Source organism: Embleya sp. L77 (assembly GCF_055557415.1).
In genome coordinates this window covers 6,264,329-6,289,293 of sequence record NZ_CM145709.1, presented here as the reverse complement: position 1 = coordinate 6,289,293, position 24,965 = coordinate 6,264,329, and the positions used below count along the sequence as shown (strand labels likewise).

Below are 24,965 nucleotides of genomic sequence, written 5' to 3'. Positions count from 1 at the left end.
CTCAGGTCCGGGCGTAGCGGTTGGCGGGCAGCGACAGGCCGAGGTGTCCGCGCAGGGTGTCGGCGGTGTACGCCTCTCGGGCCAGGCCGCGTTCGCGCAGGATCGGCACCAGGTCCTCGACGATCCGGTCGAGGTCGTAGGGCAGTACGCCCGGGATCAGCGTGAAGCCGTCCACCGCGCCGCCGACGTACCAGCCGGCCAGGCGGTCCGCGAGGGCCTCGGGGGTGCCGGTGAAGCCGAGCCCGCCGGGGACGGGCACGTCGGACTGTGCGTCCAGGAAGCTGCGTTCGCGACGCGCGTCCGAGTCGGTGCCGGCCAGGTACACGGTGATCTCGGCGAGTACCCGCAGTTCACCGGGGTCGCGGTCGTTGCCCTCGGCGATGGCGTGCGCGCGCTCGCGCAGTCGGCGGGCCTCGTCCGGCCCGGACGCGTCGACGAAGAGCACGTCGGCGAAGCGGGCGGCGATCTCCAGCGTGTCGGGGCCGTCCACGGTGATCCCGATCACCGGCCGGCCCTGCGGCGGGCGCGGCGTGATGGAGGGGCCGCGGACGTCGAAGTAGGTGCCCTCGAAGTCCACGTAGTGCAGCTTGTTCCGGTCCAGGAACCGGCTCGTGGCCACGTCGCGGATGACCGCGTCGTCTTCCCAGCTGTCCCACAGCCGGCCGACCACGTCCACGAATTCGGCCTGTTCGTCGGTGAGTTCACCGGCGGGGGCGACCGGTTTGCGGCCGAAGTGACGGGCCTCGGCGGCGGTACGGGAGGGCTGCGGCCACCAGCCGGCGCGGCCTCGGCTGACGTGGTCGAGGGTGGCGATCGAGGTGGATACGTGGAACGGCTCGGTGTGGGTGGTGGTCGCGGCCGGGATCAGGCCGATCGAGCCGGTCGCCGGGGCGAGCCGGGCGGCCACCGAGACCGCGTCGAGGCGGCCCGGTATCCGGGCGGACGGTGGGCCGAGCGAGTCGTCGAGTCGGATGAAGTCGAGCAGGCCGCGTTCGGCGGTGCGGGCCAGCTCGACCCAGTAGCGCGGATCGAACAACTGGGCGGGGCGGGCGTGCGGCGAGCGCCACGCGGCGGGGTGGCGGCCGGCGCCGTCGAGCGCGACACCGAGGTGGAGGTGGCCGGTGGTCATGCGAACTCCCTTGTCGTACGGGTGGGTCGGCCCCCGGCCCGGTCGGCGGGCGGGTGCGCCGACCGGCGCGGGTCAGGCGACGGCGGCGAGGCGACGTAGCCGGGCGGAGAACGCGTCGGCGAGTTCCTCCAGCGGCGCGATGCCTTCGGCTTCGATCCCGCCCAGGGCCTTGATGCCGACCTGGGGGTCGATCCCGCTCTGGGCTTTGATCCCGCTCTGGGCCTTGATCCCGCCCTGCGCTTCGATTCCGACCTGGGCATCGATTCCGGCCTGGGCTTCGATCCCGCCTTCGACGGAGACGAACCGCTCGTGGACGAACCAGCCCTGTGCGACGTGGTCGGCGCCGAGCGAGGTGAGCACCGGGCGCAGCGCGTAGTCGAGGGCCAGGACGTGCGCGGGGGTGCCGCCGGTGAGCACCGGCAGGATCTCCTTGCCGCGCAGCGCGAACTGCGGGAGCACGTCCAGGAATGTCTTGAGCACGCCGCTGTAGGCGGCCTTGTACACCGGGCTGGCGATCACCAGGGCGTCGGCCTCGGCGACCCGGGCCAGTGCGGCGCGCAGGTCGGGATCGGCGAAGTCGGCGTGCAGCAGCGCCTGCGCGGGCAGGTCGCGCACGGCGAGGGTGGATACGTCGTGTCCGTCGGCGGCCAACCGGGCGGCAACGTGGCGGGCGACGACGCCGGTGCGGGAGGTCGCGGAGGGGCTGCCCCATACGGTCAGGACGGTTGCCATGGGTTACCTCGGTTCGGGGGTGGCTCGGGTGGTGGTTCTGCGGGTTCTGCGGGTGGTGCGGGTGGTGCTGCGTTCTGCCGGTTCTGCGGATGCGTCGGGTTCTGCTGGGGTTCTTCGCGGGCTCTTCTGGGGTTTCGGCCGGCTCTACTGGGGTTCGTGCGGGATCTATTGGGGTTTCCGTGGGTTCGATTGGGGGTTTCGGTGAAGTGATCAGGGGTTGTTCAAGGGCTGCCTAGGGGTGGTGCCGTCGGTGACGGTCTGGTAGTGCCGAGTGGGCCGATGGCGCCGGTGGGTGGTGTGGTTTGCGTGTAGCGCGGGGTTGCCGGGGTGATCGGCCGCGAACGGAGGCGACTTCGACGGGAGGTCTCCTCCTCGCCGTCGTCGGCTCTCCTCGATCTCCTCGATCTCCTCGGTCCCGTCGATCCCGTCGATCCTTCGATCCCGTCGGCAACTTCATGCCGATGGAGGGCCGCACACGGCGATCGGGCGGTGGTGATCGGGTCGTTCGAGGGGAGCCCGTTCGACGGGAGATCGCTCCCACCGACTTCGCGGTCGGGTGCGGCAGGCAGTCGGCGAACGGTCGGTCCGGGTGCGGTGACGTACCGGGTACGCGTGGCGTGGCCGGCCGGGCTCGGTGGTTCGGCCCCGATCGAGGGAACGCCGACGGCGCGGCCTGGGCCGCGCGCTTGGGTCAGCTACAACAGGCGGCGCTGGTGACGCGGCCGAGGTCGATGTGGAGGCGGGCGGACAGCAGCCAACCGGCGGCGGACATGGCCGCCCCGTCGCTGTGTCGCGCGTGCTGCGCCACCGGGATCCCCTCGCTGGGCCGTGGCGGAGCGCCACGGCGAGATGTTCCGGAACTTAACCCGCCGGGCGGTGCTCGGTCAATTGCGCGAAGACGATCGTGTCGGTTCGACGTTGACAACTCGTCAGGCGGCTCCGTAGCGTCGTCGTCGTGAGCCCCGACCTCTTCCTCGTGTCGTGCCGCCCCATCGACCTGTGTCGTGTGGCCGGCGGGCTGTGTCGTACCCGCGGCTGACCTCGCCGCCGCGCCCCCTGGTTCCGCACGTCGATCCGGTTTTCCGCGTCGGCCCGCGCACCGGGGAATCCCGGACGTCCGTCCGGATCGCGCACCCGGCCTTGTGGCGTAAGGCCCTTTCCACCCGCTGAACCACCATCTCGGCGTATCCGTATCCGTATCCGTATCGGTATCGGTGTCCGCATGCGTTTCGTATCCGGACGCCGGGTGATCGGTTCGCGTTTTCCGCCGTACCCCCATGAGGGGAGAGCCATGCCCGACCATCCGTCCGGCCGCTTCCGCCCCGTCGCCGTCTGCATCGTCGGCGCGGGACCCGGCGGCGCGTCCGTCCTCGAACGCCTCCTGGCCAACGTGCCCGAGTTGCTCGGTGACCGTCCGCTGCACGTACACGTCGTCGACCCCTACCCGCCGGGTGCGGGTCGGGTGTGGCGGCGGGCCCAGTCGTCGCTGCTGTGGGCGAACTCCTCGGCGGCCGACATCACGCTGTTCACCGACGAGGTGTCCACGATCGAGGGGCCGATCCGGCCGGGGCCCTCGCTGGCCGAGTGGGCCGCGGCGCGCGCCGACGAGTTGCGCGAGGGTCGGGGCGACGCCGAACTGGAGCCGTTTGCGGCGGAGTTGGCTGCGTGTGGGCCGACCTCGTTCCCGTCCCGGCCGTTGCTCAGCACCTATCTGGCCTGGTTCTTCCGCACTGCCGTCGAAGGGGCGCCGGCCAACGTGCGGGTGATCGTGCATCAGACGACGGTCGTGGACATCACCGACGGGCCGCGCCGGCAGCGGGTGCAGTTGGCCGGGCGGCGGCCACCGCTCCAGGTGGACGCGGTGATTCTGGCCCAGGGGCACCTGGACGCCGAGCCGACACCGAAGGAACGCGAGCAGATCAGGTTCGCCCGCCGGCACGGGCTCGCGTACATCCCGACCGGGTACACCGCAGACCTGGATCTGGATGTGCTGCGCCCGGGCGAGCCGGTGTTGGTGCGCGGTATCGGGTTGGCGTTCGTCGACCTGATGGTGCGGTTGAGCCACGGCCGCGGTGGCACGTTCGAGCGGGACGCGGCGGGGGTGCTGCGCTATCGGGCCTCCGGGCGCGAGCCGCTGCTGCTGGCGGCCTCGCGCCGCGGGGTGCCCTACCGCTCCAAGACGGGGTACCCGTGGTCGGGGGAACGGCCGCCGCTGCCAAGGCACTTCACGGTCGAGGCGGCGCGTGCGGCGGCGGATGTCTGGCCGTTGATCGGCAAGGAGTTGGCCGGTGCCCACTATCACCGGCTGTTCACCGCGCACCGCGAGCGCACCACGATGGAATGGGCCGAGTTCGACGCGGAGTTCACGGAGGCGGCCGATCCGAGTGAGTTGGTCGCACGCGCGGTGCCGGATCCGGCCGACCGGTTCGATCGGGCGCTGTTGGACCGGCCGGTGCAGGGGCGGCCGTTCGCCGACCAGGACGCGCTCCAGGAGTGGATGCACGCCCACATCGAGGCCGACCTGACTCGCCGGCACGATCCCGCGTACAGCCAGGATCTGGCGGTGATACACGCGCTGTTGAGCGTGTACGGGGTGGTGCTTCGGCTTCAGGACGCGGGTGATCCGGTTCCGGACCCGGCCCGGCTGTTGGGCTTCTTCAGCTACCTGGCCAGTGGGCCGCCGGGGCCGCGCCTGGAGGAGTTGCTCGCGTTGGCGCGGGCCGGGGTGATCCGTTTCCTCGGTGAGGACGTCGAGATAGTCGGCGACGACGACACGGGCGACTGGCGGGCGAGCAGTCCGAGTCTGCCGGGCGTACGGGTGCGTGCCCGCGCGCTGGTGGAGGCCCGGCTGCCCGATCCGTCGCTGGAGCGCACCCGGGACGCGCTGTTGCGTCGGCTGGCCGCGCGCGGCGAGGCGGGCACGGATTCGGCGGGACGGCTGAACTCGCGTCCGGGCGACCGTCGGGTGCTGGACGTGCACGGCGCAGCGCATCCGAGCCGGTTCGCGGTCGGTCACGGTGTGGCGGGCGGCGCCGGGAGCGCGGGGTTCTCCCGGCCCCGCTTCGACGCGCCCGCGTTCCGGGTCAACGATGCGTTGGTTCGGGGCGTGTTGGATCATCTGCGGGACATGGCGCCCGCTGCCGATCGTGCTCTCGATCGGCTGGAACTTGTGACAGGAGCCACCCGGTGACCACTCAGCTCGGCTACGCGAGCCCCGTCGACGTCGACACGTACGGTCCGTATGCCGTCACCGATCCGCAGTACCCGTTCACCGGTCTGATCGGTGACCCCGAATTCCCGGAGGAGGCCGGGCGATACCACCTGTATCTGTCGCACGGCTGCCCGTGGGCGCACATCACGGCGATCGTGCGACATGCGCGCGGTCTCACCGAAATCGTCGGCGCCTCGTATGTGGACGAGGAACGCGACGCCCGGGGCTGGGCGTTCCGGGAGCGATTCGGCCCGGACCCGGTGAACGGGTTCACCCTGCTGCGGGAGGCGTACGAGGCGACGGAAGCGGGGTACGCGGGGCACATTTCGGTGCCGACCCTGTGGGATCGGTCCGGCGGTCGCATCGTGTCGAACGCGTTCGACGCCATCGCGAACAACCTGGCCACGAGCTTTGCCGAAGCGGTCGGCGAGCACGCACCGGACCTGTATCCCGAGGACCTGCGCGAGGCGATCGACATCACCGACACGGACTTCGCGACCGCCGCGCGCAAGGGCGGCCTGTGGACGTCGGAGGAGGGCGAGACGATCAATACGCTGGAGCGCTCGGATGCGCATCTGGCCGACAAGCGCTACCTGTTCGGGGATCGGCTGACCATCTCGGACATCCGGTTCTGGGTGAAGCTGCTGCGTTTCCCGCAGACCTACCGGGCCGCGATCACCCAGGACGGTCGCACCCTGGTGGACTACCCCAACCTGTGGGCGTACGCGCGAGACCTGTACTCGCGGCCGGAGTTCCGCGAGACCACCGATCTCGCGGTGCAGGCGGAGAACCGGCTGCGTCGGTTCCCCGAGTCGCCGGCCTCCCCGACCGCAGAGCAGTGGGCGGCGCCGCAGGACCGGGCGGCGCTCGGCTGATCCTCGGCCCGCCGATCCGACGCGGGGTCGGGTCGGCGTCGGTCCTGCGGGATGCGCCGCACGTTGGGACGCGTGTGCGCGCCGGGGATCCCGAGGTGCGGGACCGGATCTGGGGGTGCGCCGCCGGGCGGAGGGAGCCCGCGGCGCATCCCCGCGGGGGGCAGGGACGTACCGCCGAACACGAGCGGATGGATGGACCGACCGGGCTTTCCGGCCCGGCTTGGTGGAGTGGCCGAGAGGCGAGGCAGCGGTCCGCAAAACCGTGTACGCGGGTTCGAATCCCGCCTCCACCTCGAGGGGGGAAGTAACGCGGACCGCCGGTCGCGTCGTGCGGGGCAGGCAACGCCTCGCGGAAGCGGCCGGCGGGACGCGGCAGGACAGGGTGGAGTGGCCGAGAGGCGAGGCAACGGCCTGCAAAGCCGTTCACGCGGGTTCGAATCCCGTCTCCACCTCGAAGGGGGAAGTAACGCGGACCGCCGGTCGCGTCGTGCGGGGCAGGCAACGCCTCGCGGAAGCGGCCGGCGGGACGCGGCAGGACAGGGTGGAGTGGCCGAGAGGCGAGGCAACGGCCTGCAAAGCCGTTCACGCGGGTTCGAATCCCGTCTCCACCTCGAAGGGGGATGCGCAGCGCGAACCGTCGCCTGGCGGCTCGGAGTTCCCGACTCCGAGTCGATCGGCGGGCGGGATGCGGATGGTGGGATGCGATGGAGTGGCCGAGAGGCGAGGCAGCGGTCCGCAAAACCGTGTACGCGGGTTCGAATCCCGCCTCCATCTCCGAGTTGGTGCGGGGCGGGGTGGGCGCGTACGGCGATGCCGGCCGTACGCGCCCACCCGCTGGGGCGCTTGCGCGTGGGCGCGGGCGCGGGATACGTGGGCGCGAGATGCGTGGGCGCGGAGATACGTGGGCGCGGGATGCGTGGGCGCCGGGGAAAAGATTCGGGCGCCGGGTGAGCCTTGGCCCCCTTCGGGCCGCCCAAAGGATGGACGCCGTTCACCCGTAGTCCCGAGAATGTCCCGAACCTGTCCCTTTCGCTTTTCGGAGGCCCTGGGTGACATTCCGTCAGCAATCGTCTCGACGACGATCCGTGCCGAGTACGCGGCGGCGACGGATCGGTGTCGTGGCCACGACCGTGGCCGGCGCCCTCGCCGGCGGCGCGCTCGTCATCGCACCCTCCCGCCGTTGCGGCGCCCGCCGTGGACGTGTTGCTCGCCGAGGTGTACGGCGGCGGCGGCAACAGCGGCGCGAGCCTGACCAACGACTTCATCGAGTTGGCGAACAAGGGTTCGGCCGCCGTCGCGGTCGACGGTTGGAGCGTGCAGTACCTCCCGGCCGCACCCAAGCCGACCTCGGCCTGGCAGGTCACCGCGCTGACCGGCGCAGTGGCGCCCGGCGGCCGGTACCTCATCGGCGAGGCCAAGGGCGCCGGCGGCACCCTCGCGCTGCCCGCACCGGACGCGCAGGGTGCGATCAACATGTCCGGCACCGGCGGCACCGTCGCACTGGTCCGCGGCACCACGCCGCTCACGTGCCTGACTGCGGCGGACTGCCTGGCCGACGGCCGAGTCGTGGACGTCGCGGGTTACGGCGACGCGGTGGTCCGCGAGGGCAGCCCGGCGTCCGGCGCGTCGAACTCGGCCTCGGTGGCCCGGCCTTCGTCGCTCGCGGACACCGACGACAACGCAGCGGACTTCGCGGCGGGCGCGCCGACGCCGCTCAACGCGCGTGGACAGGGTCCGACCGACCCGGGTCCGGGCGAGCCGGAGCCGACCAACGCGCGCATCCACGAAATCCAGGGCACCACTCGGATATCACCGAAGAACGGCACCCGGGTGACCGGCGTGCCGGGCGTGGTGACCGGTGTGCGCAGCTTCGGCAGCGCCCGCGGCTTCTGGTTCCAGGACAACCGTCCGGACGATGATCCCCGCACGTCCGAGGGGCTGTTCGTGTTCACCGGCACGGTCACCCCACAGGTCGTGGTCGGCGACGCGGTCAAGGTGACCGGCAAGGTCGAGGAGTTCTACCCGGGCGGCGAGACCATCGGCGGGCAGTCGCTGACCCAGGTCACCGGCGCCACGTGGGTGATCGACGCATCCGGCCAGGCGTTGCCAGCACCGGTGTTGCTCGACGCGGCGACCCTGCCGGACGCGTACGCACCCACCGGGACGCCGTCGATCGAGGCGCTCGCGCTGGAGCCGACGAAGTATGCGCTGGACCTGTACGAGTCGCTCGAAGGCCAGTTGACGCGCGTAGGCGCATCGCGCGTGGTCGGCCCGAGCACCTCGCACGGCGAGTTGTGGGTCACCTTGGAGCCGACGCAGAACCCGACCGCGCAGGGCGGCACGCTGTACAGCGGGTACGACGCGCAAAACGGCGGCCGGCTCAAGGTCGCCTCGCTGATCCCGTTCTCCCAGGAGCCGTTCCCGCAGGCGAACGTCGGCGACACGCTCACCGGCGAGACCGTCGGCCCGCTCACGTACGACCAGTTCGGCGGGTACGCGCTGGCCGCGACCACGCTGGGCAAGGTGGCCAAGGGCTCGCTGACCCCGGAGACGACGCGGGACCAGAAGAACAGCGAACTCGCGGTCGCCACGTACAACGTGGAGAACCTCTCCCCCAAGGACACCCAGGCCAAGTTCGACCGGCTCGCGAAGGGCATCGTCACCAGCCTGTCCACGCCGGACGTGGTGGCCCTGGAGGAGATCCAGGACAACAGCGGACCGACCAACGACGGTGTGGTCGCGGCCGATCAGACGCTGGACAAGCTGGTCGCGGCGATCAAGGCAGCCGGTGGACCGGCCTATTCGTGGCGCTCGATCGAGCCGGTCGACGGCAAGGACGGCGGTCAGCCGGGCGGCAATATCCGTAACGCGTTCCTGTTCGACGCTACGCGCGTCGAGTTCGTGGACCGTCCCGGCGGCGGTTCCACCAGCGCGGTGGGTGTCCGCAAGGACTGGCTGGGGCGTACCCAACTGACCCAGTCCCCGGGCCGGGTCTCCCCCGCGGATCCGGCGTGGGAGAACAGCCGCAAGCCGCTCGCGGCGGAGTTCCGCTTCCGCGGCAAGACGGTGTTCGTGATCGCGAACCACTTCGCCTCCAAGGGCGGCGACCAGGCACTGGACAGCCGATTCCAGCCGCCGACGCGTGGTTCGGAGGTGCAGCGGGTGGCGCAGGCGAAGGTGCTGCGCGCTTTCGTGGACGAACTGCTGAAGTCCGACCCGAGGGCGAACCTGGTGGTGCTCGGCGACCTGAACGACTTCGCGTTCTCGCCGACGCTCAAGACGCTTACCGACGGCGGGGCGCTGCGCACGATGGTCGACACGCTGCCCGCGAACGAGCGTTGGGGGTACGTGTTCAACGGCAACAGCCAGATGCTCGACCACATCCTGACCAGCCCGCGGATCAGCCGTTTCGAGTACGACATCGTGCACGTGAACGCGGCCTTCGCGGACCAGGCGAGCGATCACGATCCGCAGGTGCTGCGCGTGCATCCGAGTACGGGCAACGACTTCCTGGATCTGCTGGAGCGGCTGTGGGAGGAGTTGATCGAGCGGGCCTGAGGGGGAACCTCGATCTTGGCCTTGACTTCGGTCATGGCTTGACTTCGGTCTCGGCTCGGACTCGGTTTTGACGTAGCGTCACTTCGCGCCCGGCATCGGATTCGGTGTCGGGCGCGAAGGTCGTCGGGCAGTTTGGGTGGGGTCGGGCAGGTCGGACGGGCGGGTCAGGGCGGTCGGGTCGGTCGGGGCGGGCAGGTCGGTCGGATCGATCGGGTCGGTCGGGGCGGTCGGGTGCGTCGGGGCGGTCGGGGCGGTCGGGACGGTTCTTCGCTGCGAACTACCCTTTAGTGGTGGGTGGTTCGGCCTGAGCCAGAGCCCGTGCGGCGGCCTCGGCGAGGGCGCAGGCGTCGGCGACGCAGTCGTAGTCGACGTGTTCGGGCAGGTCGGTGTGCAGGTGGTAGTGCGGGATCAGCTTCTGGGCGTCGATCGAGACCAGGGTCGCCGTCGGGTAGCCGTGCCGGTTGGGCACCACGCCGTCGGTGGAGCTGCGTGAGCGCAGTCCGGTCAGTACCGCGATGTCGTTGCGGGTGGCGCATTCGGAGAGCAGGTTGTTGAACGGAACGTCGTAGGGCTCCATGCGCAGCGGTCCCTCTGCCTCCAACAGGACCAAATTGCCGGATCCGACCGTGTCCACGTTGAGGAACCACGTGCGTTCGCGGTCGAGTTCGGGAAAGTGGCGGCGGGCGAAGCCCCGAATGCCCTCCTGGAGCGCCTCCTCGGCGCCGGCCGATACGAGCAACACCCGTACGCCGTCCACGGGTTCGTCGCGCAGGGTGGCGGCGAGCGCGACCAGCACGGCGACCCCGGACAGGTTGTCGTTGGCGCCCGGGACCGCGCGGCTGCGACCGATCTGGGTGAACGCGGCCGTACTCGCCGCGGCGAGGCCGACCCCGGCGCGGCGCACGCCCTTGGACCCGGTGGCCGCGCCGAGTGCGATCAGGGCGGGGCCGGCGACCACCGGCCACCACAGCGGCGGGTTCTCGCTCGCCTTGTCCAGCAGATGCGGGTAGCGGGTGGCCACCCAGCGCGCGGCCCGCTCGTCGAATACCGCTCCCGTGGGCGCCGCGTCGTGATGCGCCGTCACCACGAGGGTGCGCGCCGCGTCCGGGTCGCCGACGGAGGCGACCACGTTGTACGCGCTGCGCCGCCGACCGCCGAGCGCGCGGCGGGCGTACTGGCCGCGATAGGAGATGTCGTCGGCGATGCCGAGGGTGGTGGCGGCGGCAACGAGCGTTGCCGCGACCCGCGAACGCTTGGCGAGCAGGCCGGCCACCGTCGCGATCGCGGTGAGCGTACCGATCGGGCGGGCGTACGAGGCGTACGCCGGCTCCTCCTCGACCACGGCGTCCTTGGCCCCGAGTTCGCGCAACATCTCCGTGATCCGCTGCGCCGCCTCGCGCTCACCGGCCGAGGTGGGCAGCCGCTCGATCCGGGCCAACGGCTCGATCACGGCCCGCAGTTCGGCCTCGGACGGTCGGCGCGACCGCTTCGCACGGCCGCTCCCCCGATGCGCGTCATCGTGTGCGTCGTCGTGTGCGTCGTGTCCCCCGCGACTCGTCATCTCGCCACGATGCCACGCCCACCGGCACTGTGTCCGCCCTGCCGAGCACGTTTGTCACCGGCGAGTCGGGTCGGGGTGTCGGGCTTGAGTGGTGGGCTGGAGTGACGGGCTCGTGGCGGTGGGCCTGGGTGGTGGGGTCGGGGTGCGTTGGGCTCGTGGCGGTGGGCCGGGGGCGCGGTCGGGCTGCGCTGGCTTCGGGGCGCGTTGGGCTTGGCGCGTCGTGGGTTGGAGCCACGGTCGGCCCGGGGCACGGTCTGCTCGGGGCGCGCGGGGTCGGGGCGCGCTGGGCTCGGCGCGTGGCGGGCTGGGGCCGGGCGCAGCCTCTACGCCTGTCTTCAATCCGCGTCGGGCTCCGCGGTGTCCGGTGTCGTGCATCGGCGTACCGGGGGAACACCCGCATCGTGGTTCTATTCGGGTGGTTCACCCGGGACGGCGAGGTGCAGTGCCGGGCGTCGCGGTACTCGGCGCGGGATTGAAGAAATGCCTAGCAGCGCTCGGGCGCGTCGACCGTCCCCGGCAGGTCCGTGGCTTCGTCGATCACCGCGACCGGGGTCGCGTTCCTGCGCGTGGCCAGTACCGCGCCGCCCAGGATCAGCACGAACGAGGCCCCGATCGCGAGCGTGAAGTTCTCGTCCAGGATCAACACCCCCGCCGCCACCGCGACCGCCGGGTTGACGTACGTGATCACCGTCGCCCGCGCCGCACCCACCTCGCGCACCAATTCGAAGAAGATCACCATCGCGATCGCGGTGCACACCAGTGCCAGTACGCCCATCGCGCCGAGCGCCTTCCCGCCCGGCACGTGCGAAGGCCACTGCACGGCGGCCAGCGGTATGTACACCAGCGCGGTGAAGCCCAGGCACACCACCGTCATCGGCAGACTCGGCACGTCCTTGAGCCTGCGCTCCGCCACCAGCGCCGCCCCCGCGTAGCACAGGGCTGTCGCGAGCACCTCGAGCGCCGCCCACGGATCGCCGCCGCCGAGCGTGGGCCCGGCCAGTACCGCAACCCCGCCGAACCCGATCGCGAGCCCGGCCCAGCGCACCGCACCCATGCGCTCGGTACCACCGGTCAGGTACACCAGCACCGCCCCGAAGATCGGCACCGATGCGATCAACAGCCCCGTCGTCGAACTCGACAACCGCCGCTCGGCGTCCGAGAGCATCCACCACGGCCCGACGAACTCGGTCACCGCGAACACCAGCAGCGGCCATTTGTACGGCCCCAGCCCGCGCAGGCCCGCGCCCCGCAACGCGAACGGCAACAGCAGCAGGGCCCCGAGTCCGGTACGCACGAACACCAGCACGCCCGGCGAAACCTCGTCCACCGCGACCTTGATCAGCAGGTACGGGATCCCCCAGATCACACACATGCACGCGAACAACAACGCCCCACGACGACTCACGGCCGTGTCCCCTCAATCTCTTGATCGAAGAGGATGATCAACCACGCGAGGCCGATCGGTCTAGAACGTTGTTGCGCAGCACGCTGCTGCGGTAGCCGGCGGGGGTCACCCCCAGCACCCGGCGAAACCATCGCCCCAGATGCGCCTGATCCGCGAACCCGACCGCGAGCGCCGCCTCGGCCGGCGTCATCCCCGCGGCGAGCAGCACCTTGGCGCGGGCGACCCGGTACTGGGCGAGCCAGGCGTACGGGGGCAGCCCGACCGCGTCGCGGAACGCGCGCAGGGTCTGGTAGCGGGACAGCCCGATCCCGGCCGACAACTCGCTCAGCGAGGGCGGGCTCACGAGTTGGTCGGCGAGCCGTTCGCGCACCGCGCGGGCCACCCGGGCGGCGTCCGGCGAAGCGTGCCGATCGGCCCTGGCCCGTACCGCGTACCGCCCGACGAGCGCCCGCAGCACCTCCACGACCCGGGACTCGCCCTCGAACGCGTCGCCGCCGGCGGTCAGGTGCACGTGTACGGCGACCATCTCGGCGGCAAGCCCCGGGTCGGCCACAAGCAGCGACGGGAAGTGCGGGGCGGGGCCGGGCAGGTCCTCGCCGACCAGGGCGGCGGAGGGGTAGAAGACCCGGTAGGCGTACCCCTCGGGGATACCGGGCCCGCCGGTGTGCGTCTCGCCCGGCTCGGCGACCACGATGGTCCCGGGTCCGGACCGATGCACCGCGCCGCGGTAACCGATCTGCTCGACCCCCTCGACGCACACCCCGATCGCGTACTCCTCGTGCGCGTGCGGCGCATACCGATGCCGCCGAAATCGCGCGGTCATCAGATCGAGGGGCGTGTCCTCGACCCCATACACGCGCGTCCACACAGCGGACTCGCCACGCCCACCATCGGGCCGCGGCCGCACGTCGGCGCGGGGGGCTCGTGTGGCATGCGGGGCGTCGGGGGTGGTTGGTGGGGTTGGTGCGGTTGACGCGATTCGTGGGGTTAGTGGGGTTGGTCGAGTGCGTGTGGTTGACGGGGTGGGCGCACGGAGGCTGCGGGGGGCGGCGGGTCCCGCGGGATCGGCAGGGCCAGCGGGATCGGCAGGGCTGCCGGGGCTGCCGGGGCTGCCGGGGCTGCCGGGGCTGCCGGGGCTGCCGGGGCTGCCGGGGCTGCCGGGGCTGCCGGGGCTGCCGGGGCTGCCGGGGCTGCCGGGGCTGCCGGGGCTGCCGGGGCCATCCAACCCGCCACGCCCACTCGTCCCACTCAACCCACCTGAACCACTTGTGGCAGCTGCGCTACCTGCGCCACCCGTACCACCCGTGCCACCCGCCGCGCCCGTGCCACGCAACGCGCCGGTGCCACCCAACGCACCCACCGCGCCCGCGCCACCCGGCGCTATCTCACCACTCATGTCGATGCGCTCTCAAATAACCATGCACCGGCCGCCCCGGCACGATCGGCTCGAACCACTCCTCCGGCCCGGGGTCCGACAACCGCAACTCCACCGACTCCGGATCGTCCGACGCCGCATCGCTGAACGTCACGAACGCGGCCTCGACATCGTCGTCGTACAACCCGTGCCGCTCCAACAGCGATGCCGCCTGATCCACCAACAACCGCAAGGCCATCTCCTCCGCAAAGCACGCGGGCGGCGCCCACTCGTTCCCACCGAGCCGCCCGGTGACCGTGACGGCAGCCACCACGAACCGCCGGACGAACCCCTCCTCCAGAATCGGCAACGCATCCAACACGAAAAACGAGGCCCCGTCCGCCTCACGAAGATTCACCAGATCCGTGAACAGCAGATCCACGAGCACCCCCACCGAGCTCGCCACGGCCCCCGCCGCCAGCCTCGCCTTCTCCTCGGGTACGTCCGGCTGCGCGGTGTCCGGCTCACACCCGAACGCATCCAGCCCGAACGCCCGCACCCCCGCGGCCTGCCGCTCGATCCGCAACCGCTCCTCGGGCATCGGCCGCCGCGCCCGCAACGCCGGATCCCCCGCCGGAGCGTCCGGCCCGTCCGCCGCCAGCAAACTCTCGTACACCAACTCCTCATGCAACTGCACCTCGCTGCGCACCACCCGCCAATCCGCGAGCAACACGCTGGCCTCCAGCACCGCCAGCACCATCTGCCGCGCCGTCCGCTCGGCCGCCTCCAACGTCGGCGCGTCCACCGACATCAACACCGCAGCCCCATCCGACCGAGGCGTGACCCGATAGTCCACCAGGTCCACCCCGACCCCATCCGCCTCCTCGAACCCCTCCACGGACTCGAGCCCATCACTCAGCAACGCCCCGACCCCGAGCCGCTGGAGTTCATCCAGATCGGGATAGGTCTCGAGCGGCACGACATCGACATTCACCGGATAAGCCACCCCAAGATCTTCCCGGACCCACCCCCCCTCCCCACGCCCGACACCACCGAACAACCACGTGGCGGACCACCCCCCAAAGTGCGATATGGTTTCGGTGTTCGGCCAGCCGAACACCGGGACGTGGCGCAGCTTGGTAGCGCACTTGACTGGGGGTCAAGGGGTCGCAGGTTCAAATCCTGTCGTCCCGACGGTGTTCAAGAGGCGCTGACAGGGGCAAAAGCCCAGGTCAGCGCCTCTTGCTCGTTCAGACCACCTATCGGTTGGACGAGGCGTCCAAGATCGTCTGTGGACCATTTGTGGACCACGCCGGGTTCAAATGCACCTGAAGCGCCTCCGACGCGCTGGTCACCAACCGCAGTTCGGGGTGCAAATACCGCTGCCTCGTCGCGAGCGATCCGCGCCCGGCGATCTTCCGCAGTACGTGTATACGGGGACGCCCGCGTCGGCCATCCATGTCAGTCCGGTGTGCCGCGGCCCGTGCCGGAGCAGGAACTCGTAGCCCTGCGCGGCGACTACCTCGTCCCAGTGAGTCGCGTCCCGCAGGATCGCCGTCGTGATCCGCCCTCCGCGCGGCCCGGTGAACAACCGCGTCATCGGGTCGGGGTCAGGGCCGGCGAGCGCGATGCGGCGGAGCACGATCGGTCGGACCAGTGGAATGATCGGCACCCAGCGGCGACGCTTGCCCTTGGTCCCCTTGTCCACCAGCCCACCGGGCGAGGGAGTGGTCTGCCGGCACAGGTCCCACATCCACGTCGTGGTGTCGATGTCCTTGATCCGCACGCCGGACAACTCACCGATGCGCGCCGCGGTGCACCCGGCGAACCGCACCACGTCGCCCCACCCCGTGCGAGCGGGCGACCAAAGCCTTCGCCGGCCCATCGAGCGCCGCTCACTCGCACAGCGCAACCGCGCGGGGGTTGTCGAACTCGTCCTCGGCCGTGCGGTAGGAATGCTGCCGGCCGGTGACCCGGGCCGGATTCATCTCGATCAGCCCGTCCCGCTGGGCATGTTGCATCACACGCATCGAGGATCGCGATCGTGTTCTTGACGGTCGACAGCCCCGCCCCGTCCTCAGGAAGCGTTGCCTACGGCGCACGACCGGGACAACGTTCTCCGCAAGTCGTGGATAGCCCTCGAGAACAGGCCAACGTCATCCGGACGCTGGGGCGTTGCACTGCCGGCCTCGGTACTCCCCACCATCTCATCCTTCAGGACGGGCCGGTGCGTGGGGCCGAGCCGGGTGGGGGCGAGCCGGGGCGGGCAGGCTACACGTCGTTTCGCGAATGTATGTACCTGCTTCTTCCAGCAGGCCCTCGATCCCGACCATGAGGATCCGGACGTTGTGTATGTGAATCCTCATCACTCCGTCGAAATGACTGCGAATTCTTGCAGAAAGTCCAATTTCATCCCAATCGAAATAAAGGGATTATTTATAGTTTATCGGTCATACTTCCACGACTCTATTCCGAGACGTGGGACTCAACTGGTACCGTCTGGTTGTACTCGCACGATCACACATGGTAATTGCCATGGGGGTCAGACGTCGATATGGACGGACGGCGACGATGCAGATATCACTTCGATGTCGACCGAGAATCCGAAGTGTTCACTGCATACGGCAAAGAACTGCTCTAGGCCGGACCCGCCCGGTACAGCCGAGCGCAGATCTCGTACGAGAGCCGAGGCAGGCGCTTCCATCGGTACGCCGAACATTGGGTCGCATGACAACTCGATCGACCCATTTCTGGCGTAAGTAAACCACTGCATCGAGTCCCAATAGAACCCCAAGGCATCTCCATTGCGGGAAATTTCGGACATGAAAGGCTCCCTGCTCGGCTTCGCCGACAGGGCCGTCATAAAATAGGTCCAATCCCCGATCCGACCTGCCCGCAGCAGTGTCAAACCTTCTTCATAGAGATCTGCATCCATGGCCATGGCCTCACTGCGCGTCGTCATGAACGGTTCTCGCCCGGACATATTCGCAGCGTGGATCACCTCACGTGGCGTGACGCCCCTGGCGTATCCGAAGAAGCCGCATAAATACGAGTAATCGCGAATCCAGGCCCATGCGGACCATTCCATTCCCGTCCTTCCTCGTGAGCATCTCGGCGAGCCAATCCTACCGATCGCTGAACGCGCACGCGATCCCCATCCACGACGTTCGCGCATCCAGCGCCTCGCCGAGATGAAACGGCGAACCGCGTCGTTCCCAGAAAGGAGTACCGCGCGGTGCGAATAAGGAACCGGCCGAGGGCACGTTCCCTGGGCCTGGCTGTTTCGCTGGTCGTACTGATGAGCCCTACCCTCTTCCCGACGACCGCAAGCGCCGAAGGAGTCCGCCCTTCTCCCCCTCCCGCATCATCGGCCGCTGCGACGGATACGCATGCGAACAATCGCGAAGCGCCATCGACCAACACCCGGACCGCGCTGCCCGATTCGATCCGGCCCTGAAGGGTCTCACCCTCAGCATCGAGTCGGCCTGCTCGCCCGCATGTACCGCGAAGGACACGTGGAATTACCAGACGGCATTCCAAGATGCCGTTCTGATCTATGACGGAACGATGACGTGGACCGGCACGGACAGGAATACCATTTTCCCCACCTGGAAAATGCACGCGATCCTGCCCGGCACGCCCACCATCCCAGGAAACAACGGATGGGGCGGAGGCGCGCTCCAGACAGTCAGATGCGACGACACGACCATCAGGAACTCTTCCGGTTGTGTATGTGCCCAATACACCCCCACATTGGATCTGACCGATCCGAAGTTCGGCTCCTCCGCAGCCATGATTCGCTTCTATCAGGGACACACCATCGACCGATGGGGCCTGAAAACGCGCAAACGGCTCTGGAAAGCCTCTGACTCGAAGCCCGGAAAAGCCGTCGAACCTGCGGACAAGGATTGGGACGAAGTCAGTCGCAAGATCGTTTGCGATAGCCGCCCTCCAACATCCCCGCCCCCGCCGTGTCGCGCTCCGCACTCTCCGGCCGAACCCGCGTCCGATGCAGATGATGCACCATCACCACCCCTGTCCCTACGCATCGTTCCTTGCATCGGCCAGTTATCGATGCCTGTTTCCGAAGCGCACGCGCTCCGCTCCCTCGATTCGGTCGATCGCTTACGCCATCGACCGACGCGAGCTTCATGAGCCACATGGGCTCTTCGCGATGTACTCCAGCGAGCCACCTTCGGGGAAGGAGGCATCGCATCACGCCGGCAACTCCCCCGCACGGCGTATCCACCAGGGGCGCAGCCCACCGGCGCGGAGGGTAGCCCGCTCTTCCTCGGGGTGACCGTCGTAACTGCGTTGGCCTGTCGGGCCTTTCACACGCCCGGCGCCTCCGTCGCGACGCCGTCGTCGACATGAGTGAGCCCGGTGGGAAGAACGGGCGGCTCCAGCCCCCGCTCGCGCACCCGCACCCGCACCCGCACCCGCAGATCGCGCAACGCCAACGTGTCCTCGAACGCAAGCCGCTCGTACTGCGCCGCAACGTGCCCCAACCGCTCGTGCTCGGCCGGATCGAGATTGACGGTCGCCAACCGACGCCGATCCTGCGCCAACCGCCCGGACGCCAACGCCGCCTCGACCGCGACTACATGGCGCCGAAAGACCTCGAGCCGCGCACGCGGCGAGTCCCCAACAAGGCGTACTCATCCCGCTGCAACCGCCGCTACCTGCGACGACGCCAGACCAAGCACACCACCCCGAGCCGAAGAGCCGGCTGGCCAACCGCCAACGAAGGGGCAGCAAGGGCGGCCTATCTAGCCGCCGGTCGTGCCGTCGAGCATCTCACGCAGGATGTCCAGGTGGCCGTTGTGGCGGGCCGTCTCCTCGGTGAGGTGGAGGAGGATCCAGCGCAGGTCGACACGGAGACCGTCGCGGACGGCTCCCTCGGCCCGGGTGTCCAGGCTGTTCCCGGCGACCAGTTCGCGGTAGCGGGCGCTCTGTTCGGCGTATTCGTCGAGCAACTGCGTGAGCGGGAAGTCGACGGCGATACGCATCTCGCGGTCGGGGTCCTCGTCGGTCCAGGGGCCCCGGTCCTCCTCGCCGAGGAAGACCACCTGGAACCAGTGGTACTCGACCCAGCGGAGGTGGTTGATCAATCCGTTCACGGTCATCAGCGGTGAGCCCGGCAGGAGCGCCTTGCGGGCGTTCTCCGCGGAGATGCCATCGCACTTGGCGCGGGCGGTGGCACGTGCGTAGTCGAGAAATGTGGTGAGCTGCGTGCGCTCGTCCCACGCGGGCGGCGTGTCGTCGATTCTGGTCATCGCGCGAAGCGTCCCCGATCACCGCGACCGATGTCGAGGTATTTAACGGCGGACCCCACCTGCTCCCGCCGGACAGGCCCCAGCCCAGCCACGCGGGGCATGGACTCCACGGTGTCTGCGAGAAGGGGGCAGCGGAGGGGATCGGCCTCCGCACGGCACAGGTGGATCAGGTGGGCCACCGGGTCGATCTCCCCAGGCGTGGCGGGCAGGAATCGCGGTGGGTGGGCGGGCGGTTGCGGGGTGAGTCCGGTGTCCGAGGCGATGATCGGGCGCCCGATGGAGCGGCTGAGCGCCCGGGAGGCCAGGTTCGGTACCCCCGCCGGGGCGGTCCGGGTGAGGCCTGGCCCGGCGATTTGGCGTCGTGCCGCAAGTTCGCGCCGACCGCCGCGCGCAGTCGCGGTGCGGTGGCCAGGTCCAGCTCGCCGGCCACGGCCACCTCGCACTCGCTTTCGTGCGCCCGCACGTGGACGTGGTGTACATCGACGCCCCCGGAAGGGCTGGGTAAGGTTTCGGCGTCCCCAGCATGACCCTGCGGTGCCCCATCGGCGATCAACGGCCCGGTCGGAACCGGCCCGGGTCCGCTCCTCGCGCGCCGGCATGCGGACTATCGCAGGTGCCGCCGGCAGGGGGCTCCACGCCCCGGACGTCGCCACGCCGTACCGGCTGGGACAACGCCGGGTCTCGCTTGTGCGGGTCCCTGATGGGATCCGCCGGGACGGGCCGTCCCCGCCGGAGTCACCCGTGCCGAGAGCGGGCGTTGTGCCGATGGCACGCCGGTGTTCGGGCGGCGTGGGTCCGTTCGAGACCACGCATCACAGCGTCTCACGGGTGGAGTCCCATCTCATGAGCGGTGTTCTCGCGACGCCGTGTCCTCAGTTCGAGGGACGTCGAGCGTCGTTGCATCTGTCATCCGTGGTCTCGCGTTGGGGCAGGCGCTCCGAAGTACGCGTGTTGCACTCGGGGGTCCGCGGTCAGTTCCGCGGCCGTGCCCGACAGCGCCACCCGGCCACGATCGAGGACCCAGCCGTGGTCGGCGTGTGCGAGGGCTACCCTGGCCTGTTGCTCGACCAGGAGTACGGTCATGCCCTGTTCGCGGTTCAGTCGGGAGAGGTAGTGGAACATCTCCGCGGCGCGAAGCGGGTCGAGTCCAAGGCTTGGCTCGTCGAGCATGAGAAGTCGGGGTCGTCCCATCAACGCCCTTGCAACGGCGAGGGCTTGGGCTTCACCACCGGAGAGGGAGCCCGCAGGCTGGGTGCGTCGTTCCCCGAGCCGCGGAAAGAGACTGTACATCTCGTGGAGTGAGGTGCGCACTGCCGGTTTGTCGCGTCGGTGTCCGAACGCCCCGAGGAGAAGGTTCTCCTCGACGGTGTGTTCCGACAGTATGCGTCGCCCCTCGGGGACGTGCCCGATGCCGCGTTTGGTACGCAGCGCTGCCCCGGTCCTGGTGATGTCGATGCCGTCGAGTTCGATGCGGCCCGACGACGGCCGTACGAGTCCGGAAACGGCCCGCAGGGTCGTGGTCTTTCCCGCGCCGTTGGCACCGAGCAGCACGGCGAACTCGCCTTGGCGCACCGCGATGGACAGGCCCGCACACGCTGTTACGGCGCCGTATCTGACGGTCAGGGATTCGATGAGCAACACGGGGTCGTTCATGCCGGCTTCTCTGTGATTTCGGTCCCGGACGACGAGGTCGGACCTTCGCATTCGGCTTCCTGAGTTGCGGGCCCGGGCCCGCCGGTGGGTGTGTCGCCGAGGTAGGCGCGCAGCACACCCGGGTCCGTGCGGATGCGGTCGGGGTCGCCTTCGGCGATCACTCGGCCCCCGTCGAGGACGGTGATGGTGTCGCAGACGCGCATGACGAATTCGACGTTGTGCTCGATCAGGACCACGGCAAGGCCCCGGTCGCGCAGGGCTCTGACCAGGCGGGCCAGCGCGTCGACTTCGGTGTTCGTCAGACCGGTGGCGGGTTCGTCCAGGATCAGCACCCGGGGTCGGGTGGCGACGGCCCTCGCGACTTCCAGGAGTCGCTTCTGTCCGTGGGAGAGGGAGTCGGCGGGCCAGTCCGCGCGTCCCCCGAGCCCGACGAAGGCGAGCAGTTCGCGTGCCTCGTCTCGCTCGGCGCGGTCCTCGCGTCGGTATCCGGGAGTACGCAGGACCGCGGAGAACCAGGTCTGGCGCTCGCGCAGGTGCATGCCGGTCAGGACGTTGTCCAGGGCCGAGACCTGTTCGAACAGATGAGGTGTTTGGAAGACTCTCGTGACGCCTGACGCGGACACGGCCGCCGGCGTGCGCGGCGCCGGTCGGTCTCCGATGAGTATCTCGCCTCCGTCCGCGTGTAGGTGCCGGGTGAGGCAGGACATGAGGGTGGATTTTCCGGAGCCGTTGGGTCCCATCACCCCGTGGACCGTGCCGGCGCGAATGGCCAGGTCTACGCCCGCCAGGGCAGTGAGCCCGCCGAATCTCTTGACCACGGCGCGCGCGACGAGGACCGGCTCCTCCGGCGCCCGCGAGGCGAGGACGTCGCCGATTGCGGCCGGCACCTCTTTCGGTACCGGCACGTCGGCGGGATCGCCGATGACCTGGCGTCCGAGTCTGGACACTCGCCAGGTGCCGACGATGCCGCGTGGCATGATCATCATGGCCGCCAGGAGCACGCACCCGAGGATGAGGGTGCGATAGGTTCCCTGGTCCCGGGTGTAGTAGTCGAGGGTCTGCGCGATCGCGACCCCCAGGATGGGACCGGTGAGCGTGCCGATGCCGCCGAGCATCAGGCCCACGAACAGGACCAGTCCGTTGTCCATCGCGCCCACGCCGGGGCTGACGAACGTGTTCTGGACCGCGTAGAGGCCCCCGGCGAGGCCGCCGAGCGCGCCGGCGAGGGTGAAGATGCGGAGTTTCGCCGCCCAGGGGCGGATGCCGAGCGCGGAGGCCGTCTCGGAGGATTCGCGAACCGCCATGGTGGCTCGGCCGGTTCCGCTGCGCACCAGGTTGCGCTGCACGACGTATGCGAGGGCCAGCGCGGCAAGGGTCACGTAGTAGAACGCATCGGTGCTCATGCCCGACGGTGCGGGAATGTCGGTGAGACCGTTGACTCCCCCGGTGACGGAATCCCACTGTCCGGCAATCTCGACCAGCAGGAGGTTGGCGGACAGGGTGATCATCCCGAAGTACAGCGCTGTGGCGCGCAGGCTCACCAGGACGACGACCGCCGCTGCGGCGGCTCCGGCGCCGACCGCGAGAAGCATCCCCAGCCAGGGGCTCCAGCCCGCCTTCAACGTGGCCGAGCCCACCGAGTAGGCGCCGACGGCCAGGAGGCCGGTGTGGAGCATCGACATGAGCCCGCCGTAGCCCATGCACAGGTTGAGGGACACGACGAGGATCGCGCTCACGGCTGCGGCGCTGAACAGCTTGACGTAGTACTCGGACTGCCACGAGTAGAACGCGATGATGTCCGGCCAGGCGAGCAGGAGGGCCACGCCGACTGCGGTGAGCACGGTCAACGCCAGGGGACGGGCCCGATACCAGGCGGCCAACGTGCCCGCGCCGGGCTGGAGTGGGGTATCCATCAGTGTCCCTCCATCGGCTTGCCGAACAGGCCGGTCGGGAACGCGACCAGGATCGCGCCGAGTGCGATGTAGACGACGATGCTTCCCGTGGAGGCGCTGACATGGGCGGCGACGAGCGAGTCGAGCAGACCTACCGTGAGTCCGCCGATCAGGGCGCCGCGCGGGGAACCGATGCCGCCGATGACCGCCGCGATGAAGCCCTTGACCGCGAAGAGCAGTCCGTCGGCCGGGCCGACGAAGAGCACGGGCGCGGCCAGGAGGCCCGCGACGGTGGTGATGCAGCACGAGAGGGCGAAGCTCACGACGACCACGCCGCGGACCGGAATCGCCAACAGGGTCGCGGTTTCGGGATCGTGGGCGGCCGCCCGGATGGCGCGCCCGTACCACGTGCGGTGCAGGAAGAGGTCGTACCCTCCGATGACCAGCAGAGCGGCCGCGAGGACGAGCAGCTTCTGCCAGGCGACGCCGTGCACGGAGCCGTCGATCATCGGGGCGGGCCGCAGCACGTCGCCCGAGAAGTTGATCAGGTACAGCGACTGGGCGATCATCGCGACCGCGAGGGTGGCGATGATCCAGGCGAACCGGGAGCCGGACAGCCGCACCGGAAGCATGATCATGCGTTCCTGCGCGATGCCCATGCCGAGGCCGGCGATCACGGCCACGGTGAGCGCCGCAGCCCAGCCCCAGCCCTGGACGGACAAAACCTGGTAGCCGATGACGGCGCCGAGGACCAAGGCTTCGCCTTGGGCGAAGTTCACCACCCGGGTGGGCTGGTGGATGATCGCCAGGCCCAGGGCGATCAGAGCGTAGACGGACCCCGCGTACAGTCCGTCGGTCCACGTCGTCAGGTCCATGCGGCGCCTCCCGCCGTCGGGATGCGGGTGCTCATTTCTGGTCCTGGGTGACGTCGGTGGTGTACCAGCCTTGCGCGTCCTTGTTCCAGCGGTAGAGGTGCACGTCCTCGGGCCGGTACATGTCGTGGGCCGGGGTGACCGCGATGCGGTTGCCGGAGGGGGTCTGTTGGGCGGGCGCGTCCAGCGTGGACCATGCCGCGGCGACCGCGTCCGGGTCCACGCTGTGCGCCTGTTCGGCGGCCCTGGTGTACGCGAAGACGCAGTCGGCGGCCAGTGCCGTGCCCTTGGGGGAGGAGGCGCCGGCGGCTCGCTGGCCGGTGTTGCGGCCGTACTTCCTGACGACCTCGTCGATGTGGGCCCGGTATCCCGGCTGCCATCCGCTCGGGTCGGTGCGGCTGGGGAACGGGTAGTACATGTTGGCGAAGACCGCACCGTCGGCGGCGGTGTCGCTGGCTTCGAGGAACCCGATGTTCTGGAGGCCGGAGCCGGAGACGATTTTGCCGGTATAGCCGGCTTCCTTGACCGCCGCCAGGCTTTTCGGACCGCCGGGTACGTTGCTGGAGATCCACAGGGCGCCGGCGCCCTTGATGTTGTTCACGTAGGGCAGGTGGGTCTGGTCGTCGGCGCGGGTGAACTGCACGCCTTGGTATTGGATGCCGTATTCGGGTGTGAGTCGCTTGAGGATGGCGTCCAGCGATTTGCCGGTGTCGTCCTGCTCGTACACCGTCGCGATGGATGTCACGCCCTGCTTGCGCAGCCAACCCAGGTTGGCTCGGGCATCGGCTTCGTAGGAGTCCTGCCCGCGGAAGGCGTACTTCTGGTCGGCGAAGCTGCCTCCGGCGACACCGGGTTGGCAGTTGAGCTTCTTGTTGTTCTCGAGTGTCTTCTTGGCCGCGTCCCAGAACGCGGTGAGGGAGGGGCCCACCACCAGGCGCACGGCCGGGTCGGTGGCGAGTTCCTGGGTCGCCTGGACGGCCTTGGCCGGGTCCAGGGCGGAGTCGCGGGCGAGGAGTTCGAGCTTGGCTCCGCCCAGGCCGCCGGCCGCGTTGACCCGGTCGACCTCCACTTGGAGCGAGTTCTGCTGGGATTGTCCCAGGACCGCGAAGGGGCCGGTGAGCGGGGCGATCAGACCGACCTTGATCTTGCCGGTGCCGGCGCTCCAGGCTCCCCCGGGGCCGGAGGCGGCCGGCGAGGACGGTCGGGCGCCCTTGCCGGAGCAGCCGGAGACGGCGGCGAGGATCAGGAGCGAGGTTCCGGCGGCGGCAACGGCTCGTCGGGCGTTGGTGTGCACAGCGCCTCCTTGGCTTCGGTGGGGGGAGGGAGGAAAACTCGCCGATCGAGGGGGCAGGCTCGGCCTCTGCGAGGTGGGTTTCGAGGTGCGGTGGCCTCGACGCGCCGGCGGGTTGTGACGGTCACACGCGCTGCCGTAGCGGAACTGGCTTTG

At 69.8% G+C, this 24,965-nt stretch carries 18 protein-coding genes and 5 tRNA genes; 8 read left to right on the top strand and 15 right to left on the bottom strand.

Annotation, left to right across the window (positions count from 1 at the left end):
* Position 1: 1 nt before the first annotated feature.
* Positions 2-1,129, bottom strand: a complete 1,128-nt coding sequence (locus ACZOOI_RS26690) for an LLM class flavin-dependent oxidoreductase (RefSeq protein ID WP_465278229.1) — start codon at positions 1,127-1,129, stop codon at positions 2-4.
* 72 nt (positions 1,130-1,201) lie between these two features.
* Complete coding sequence (gene ssuE / locus ACZOOI_RS26685; RefSeq protein WP_465278228.1) at positions 1,202-1,861, bottom strand: NADPH-dependent FMN reductase; 660 nt, start codon at positions 1,859-1,861, stop codon at positions 1,202-1,204.
* A 1,291-nt stretch (positions 1,862-3,152) separates the two neighbouring features.
* Here ssuE and ACZOOI_RS26680 point away from each other — a divergent pair.
* The 7 genes from ACZOOI_RS26680 (at position 3,153) to ACZOOI_RS26650 (ending at position 9,505) form a co-directional block, all read left to right on the top strand.
* Positions 3,153-5,051: an FAD/NAD(P)-binding protein gene (locus ACZOOI_RS26680; RefSeq protein WP_465278227.1), complete on the top strand. Its 1,899-nt coding sequence runs from the start codon at positions 3,153-3,155 to the stop codon at positions 5,049-5,051.
* Positions 5,048-5,947, top strand: coding sequence for a glutathione S-transferase C-terminal domain-containing protein (locus ACZOOI_RS26675; protein ID WP_465278226.1), 900 nt, complete (start codon positions 5,048-5,050; stop codon positions 5,945-5,947). Before ACZOOI_RS26680 ends, ACZOOI_RS26675 begins: the two co-directional genes overlap by 4 nt.
* A 222-nt stretch (positions 5,948-6,169) precedes the next feature.
* Positions 6,170-6,240: transfer RNA gene (locus ACZOOI_RS26670), tRNA-Cys, on the top strand.
* Positions 6,241-6,328: 88 nt separating this feature from the next.
* Positions 6,329-6,399 (top strand) — tRNA-Cys (locus ACZOOI_RS26665).
* A gap of 88 nt (positions 6,400-6,487) precedes the next feature.
* Positions 6,488-6,558, top strand: a tRNA-Cys gene (locus ACZOOI_RS26660).
* 92 nt (positions 6,559-6,650) lie between these two features.
* Positions 6,651-6,721 (top strand) — tRNA-Cys (locus ACZOOI_RS26655).
* A gap of 420 nt (positions 6,722-7,141) precedes the next feature.
* The gene (locus ACZOOI_RS26650) at positions 7,142-9,505 is read left to right on the top strand and encodes an endonuclease/exonuclease/phosphatase family protein (RefSeq protein ID WP_465278225.1); all 2,364 of its coding nucleotides are present in this window, start codon (positions 7,142-7,144) and stop codon (positions 9,503-9,505) included.
* Between the two features lie 277 nt (positions 9,506-9,782).
* Here the strand turns inward: ACZOOI_RS26650 and ACZOOI_RS26645 are convergent, their stop codons facing one another.
* From ACZOOI_RS26645 to ACZOOI_RS26630, 4 genes are all read right to left on the bottom strand, one after another.
* Entirely contained in the window at positions 9,783-11,066 is a 1,284-nt protein-coding gene (locus ACZOOI_RS26645) for a M28 family peptidase (protein WP_465278224.1), read from the bottom strand.
* A gap of 484 nt (positions 11,067-11,550) precedes the next feature.
* Positions 11,551-12,471: a DMT family transporter gene (locus ACZOOI_RS26640; RefSeq protein ID WP_465278223.1), complete on the bottom strand. Its 921-nt coding sequence runs from the start codon at positions 12,469-12,471 to the stop codon at positions 11,551-11,553.
* A 37-nt stretch (positions 12,472-12,508) separates the two neighbouring features.
* Positions 12,509-13,294, bottom strand: coding sequence for a helix-turn-helix domain-containing protein (locus tag ACZOOI_RS26635; protein WP_465278222.1), 786 nt, complete (start codon positions 13,292-13,294; stop codon positions 12,509-12,511).
* Between the two features lie 562 nt (positions 13,295-13,856).
* Positions 13,857-14,831, bottom strand: a complete 975-nt coding sequence (locus ACZOOI_RS26630) for a hypothetical protein (RefSeq protein ID WP_465278221.1) — start codon at positions 14,829-14,831, stop codon at positions 13,857-13,859.
* A 114-nt stretch (positions 14,832-14,945) separates the two neighbouring features.
* On the opposite strand from ACZOOI_RS26630, the gene ACZOOI_RS26625 reads away from it, so the two are divergent.
* Positions 14,946-15,019, top strand: a tRNA-Pro gene (locus ACZOOI_RS26625).
* A gap of 157 nt (positions 15,020-15,176) precedes the next feature.
* Here the strand turns inward: ACZOOI_RS26625 and ACZOOI_RS26620 are convergent.
* From ACZOOI_RS26620 to ACZOOI_RS26580, 9 genes are all read right to left on the bottom strand, one after another.
* Positions 15,177-15,662, bottom strand: coding sequence for a hypothetical protein (locus ACZOOI_RS26620; protein ID WP_465278220.1), 486 nt, complete (start codon positions 15,660-15,662; stop codon positions 15,177-15,179).
* 58 nt (positions 15,663-15,720) lie between these two features.
* The gene (locus tag ACZOOI_RS26615) at positions 15,721-15,846 is read right to left on the bottom strand and encodes a hypothetical protein (protein ID WP_465278219.1); all 126 of its coding nucleotides are present in this window, start codon (positions 15,844-15,846) and stop codon (positions 15,721-15,723) included.
* Positions 15,847-16,367: 521 nt separating this feature from the next.
* Entirely contained in the window at positions 16,368-16,913 is a 546-nt protein-coding gene (locus ACZOOI_RS26610; protein WP_465278218.1) for a hypothetical protein, read from the bottom strand.
* Positions 16,914-18,156: 1,243 nt separating this feature from the next.
* Positions 18,157-18,372, bottom strand: coding sequence for a hypothetical protein (locus ACZOOI_RS26605; RefSeq protein ID WP_465278217.1), 216 nt, complete (start codon positions 18,370-18,372; stop codon positions 18,157-18,159).
* Between the two features lie 222 nt (positions 18,373-18,594).
* Positions 18,595-19,101 carry a DinB family protein gene (locus ACZOOI_RS26600; RefSeq protein WP_465278216.1) on the bottom strand — a complete coding sequence of 169 codons (507 nt, stop codon included), beginning with the start codon at positions 19,099-19,101 and terminating at the stop codon, positions 18,595-18,597.
* A gap of 906 nt (positions 19,102-20,007) precedes the next feature.
* On the bottom strand, positions 20,008-20,754 hold the full coding sequence (locus ACZOOI_RS26595) for an ABC transporter ATP-binding protein (RefSeq protein WP_465278215.1): 747 nt from the start codon (positions 20,752-20,754) through the stop codon (positions 20,008-20,010).
* Positions 20,751-22,667 carry a branched-chain amino acid ABC transporter ATP-binding protein/permease gene (locus ACZOOI_RS26590; protein ID WP_465278214.1) on the bottom strand — a complete coding sequence of 639 codons (1,917 nt, stop codon included), beginning with the start codon at positions 22,665-22,667 and terminating at the stop codon, positions 20,751-20,753. The genes ACZOOI_RS26595 and ACZOOI_RS26590 overlap by 4 nt, the downstream gene beginning before the upstream one ends.
* On the bottom strand, positions 22,667-23,521 hold the full coding sequence (locus ACZOOI_RS26585) for a branched-chain amino acid ABC transporter permease (RefSeq protein WP_465278213.1): 855 nt from the start codon (positions 23,519-23,521) through the stop codon (positions 22,667-22,669). Before ACZOOI_RS26585 ends, ACZOOI_RS26590 begins: the two co-directional genes overlap by 1 nt.
* 31 nt (positions 23,522-23,552) lie before the next feature.
* The gene (locus tag ACZOOI_RS26580) at positions 23,553-24,812 is read right to left on the bottom strand and encodes an ABC transporter substrate-binding protein (protein ID WP_465278212.1); all 1,260 of its coding nucleotides are present in this window, start codon (positions 24,810-24,812) and stop codon (positions 23,553-23,555) included.
* Positions 24,813-24,965: the final 153 nt, after the last annotated feature.

Bases quoted from the DNA above. Each gene is read 5' to 3' on its own strand.
- ACZOOI_RS26590 (WP_465278214.1), bottom strand. From the start codon at position 22,667: ATGGATACCCCACTCCAGCCCGGCGCGGGCACGTTGGCCGCCTGGTAT.
- ssuE (WP_465278228.1), bottom strand. From the start codon at position 1,861: ATGGCAACCGTCCTGACCGTATGGGGCAGCCCCTCCGCGACCTCCCGC.
- ACZOOI_RS26645 (WP_465278224.1), bottom strand. From the start codon at position 11,066: ATGACGAGTCGCGGGGGACACGACGCACACGACGACGCACACGATGAC.
- ACZOOI_RS26595 (WP_465278215.1), bottom strand. From the start codon at position 20,754: ATGAACGACCCCGTGTTGCTCATCGAATCCCTGACCGTCAGATACGGC.
- ACZOOI_RS26610 (WP_465278218.1), bottom strand. From the start codon at position 16,913: ATGGAATGGTCCGCATGGGCCTGGATTCGCGATTACTCGTATTTATGC.
- ACZOOI_RS26600 (WP_465278216.1), bottom strand. From the start codon at position 19,101: ATGACCAGAATCGACGACACGCCGCCCGCGTGGGACGAGCGCACGCAG.
- ACZOOI_RS26615 (WP_465278219.1), bottom strand. From the start codon at position 15,846: ATGCAACATGCCCAGCGGGACGGGCTGATCGAGATGAATCCGGCCCGG.
- ACZOOI_RS26635 (WP_465278222.1), bottom strand. From the start codon at position 13,294: ATGACCGCGCGATTTCGGCGGCATCGGTATGCGCCGCACGCGCACGAG.
- ACZOOI_RS26690 (WP_465278229.1), bottom strand. From the start codon at position 1,129: ATGACCACCGGCCACCTCCACCTCGGTGTCGCGCTCGACGGCGCCGGC.
- ACZOOI_RS26585 (WP_465278213.1), bottom strand. From the start codon at position 23,521: ATGGACCTGACGACGTGGACCGACGGACTGTACGCGGGGTCCGTCTAC.
- ACZOOI_RS26680 (WP_465278227.1), top strand. From the start codon at position 3,153: ATGCCCGACCATCCGTCCGGCCGCTTCCGCCCCGTCGCCGTCTGCATC.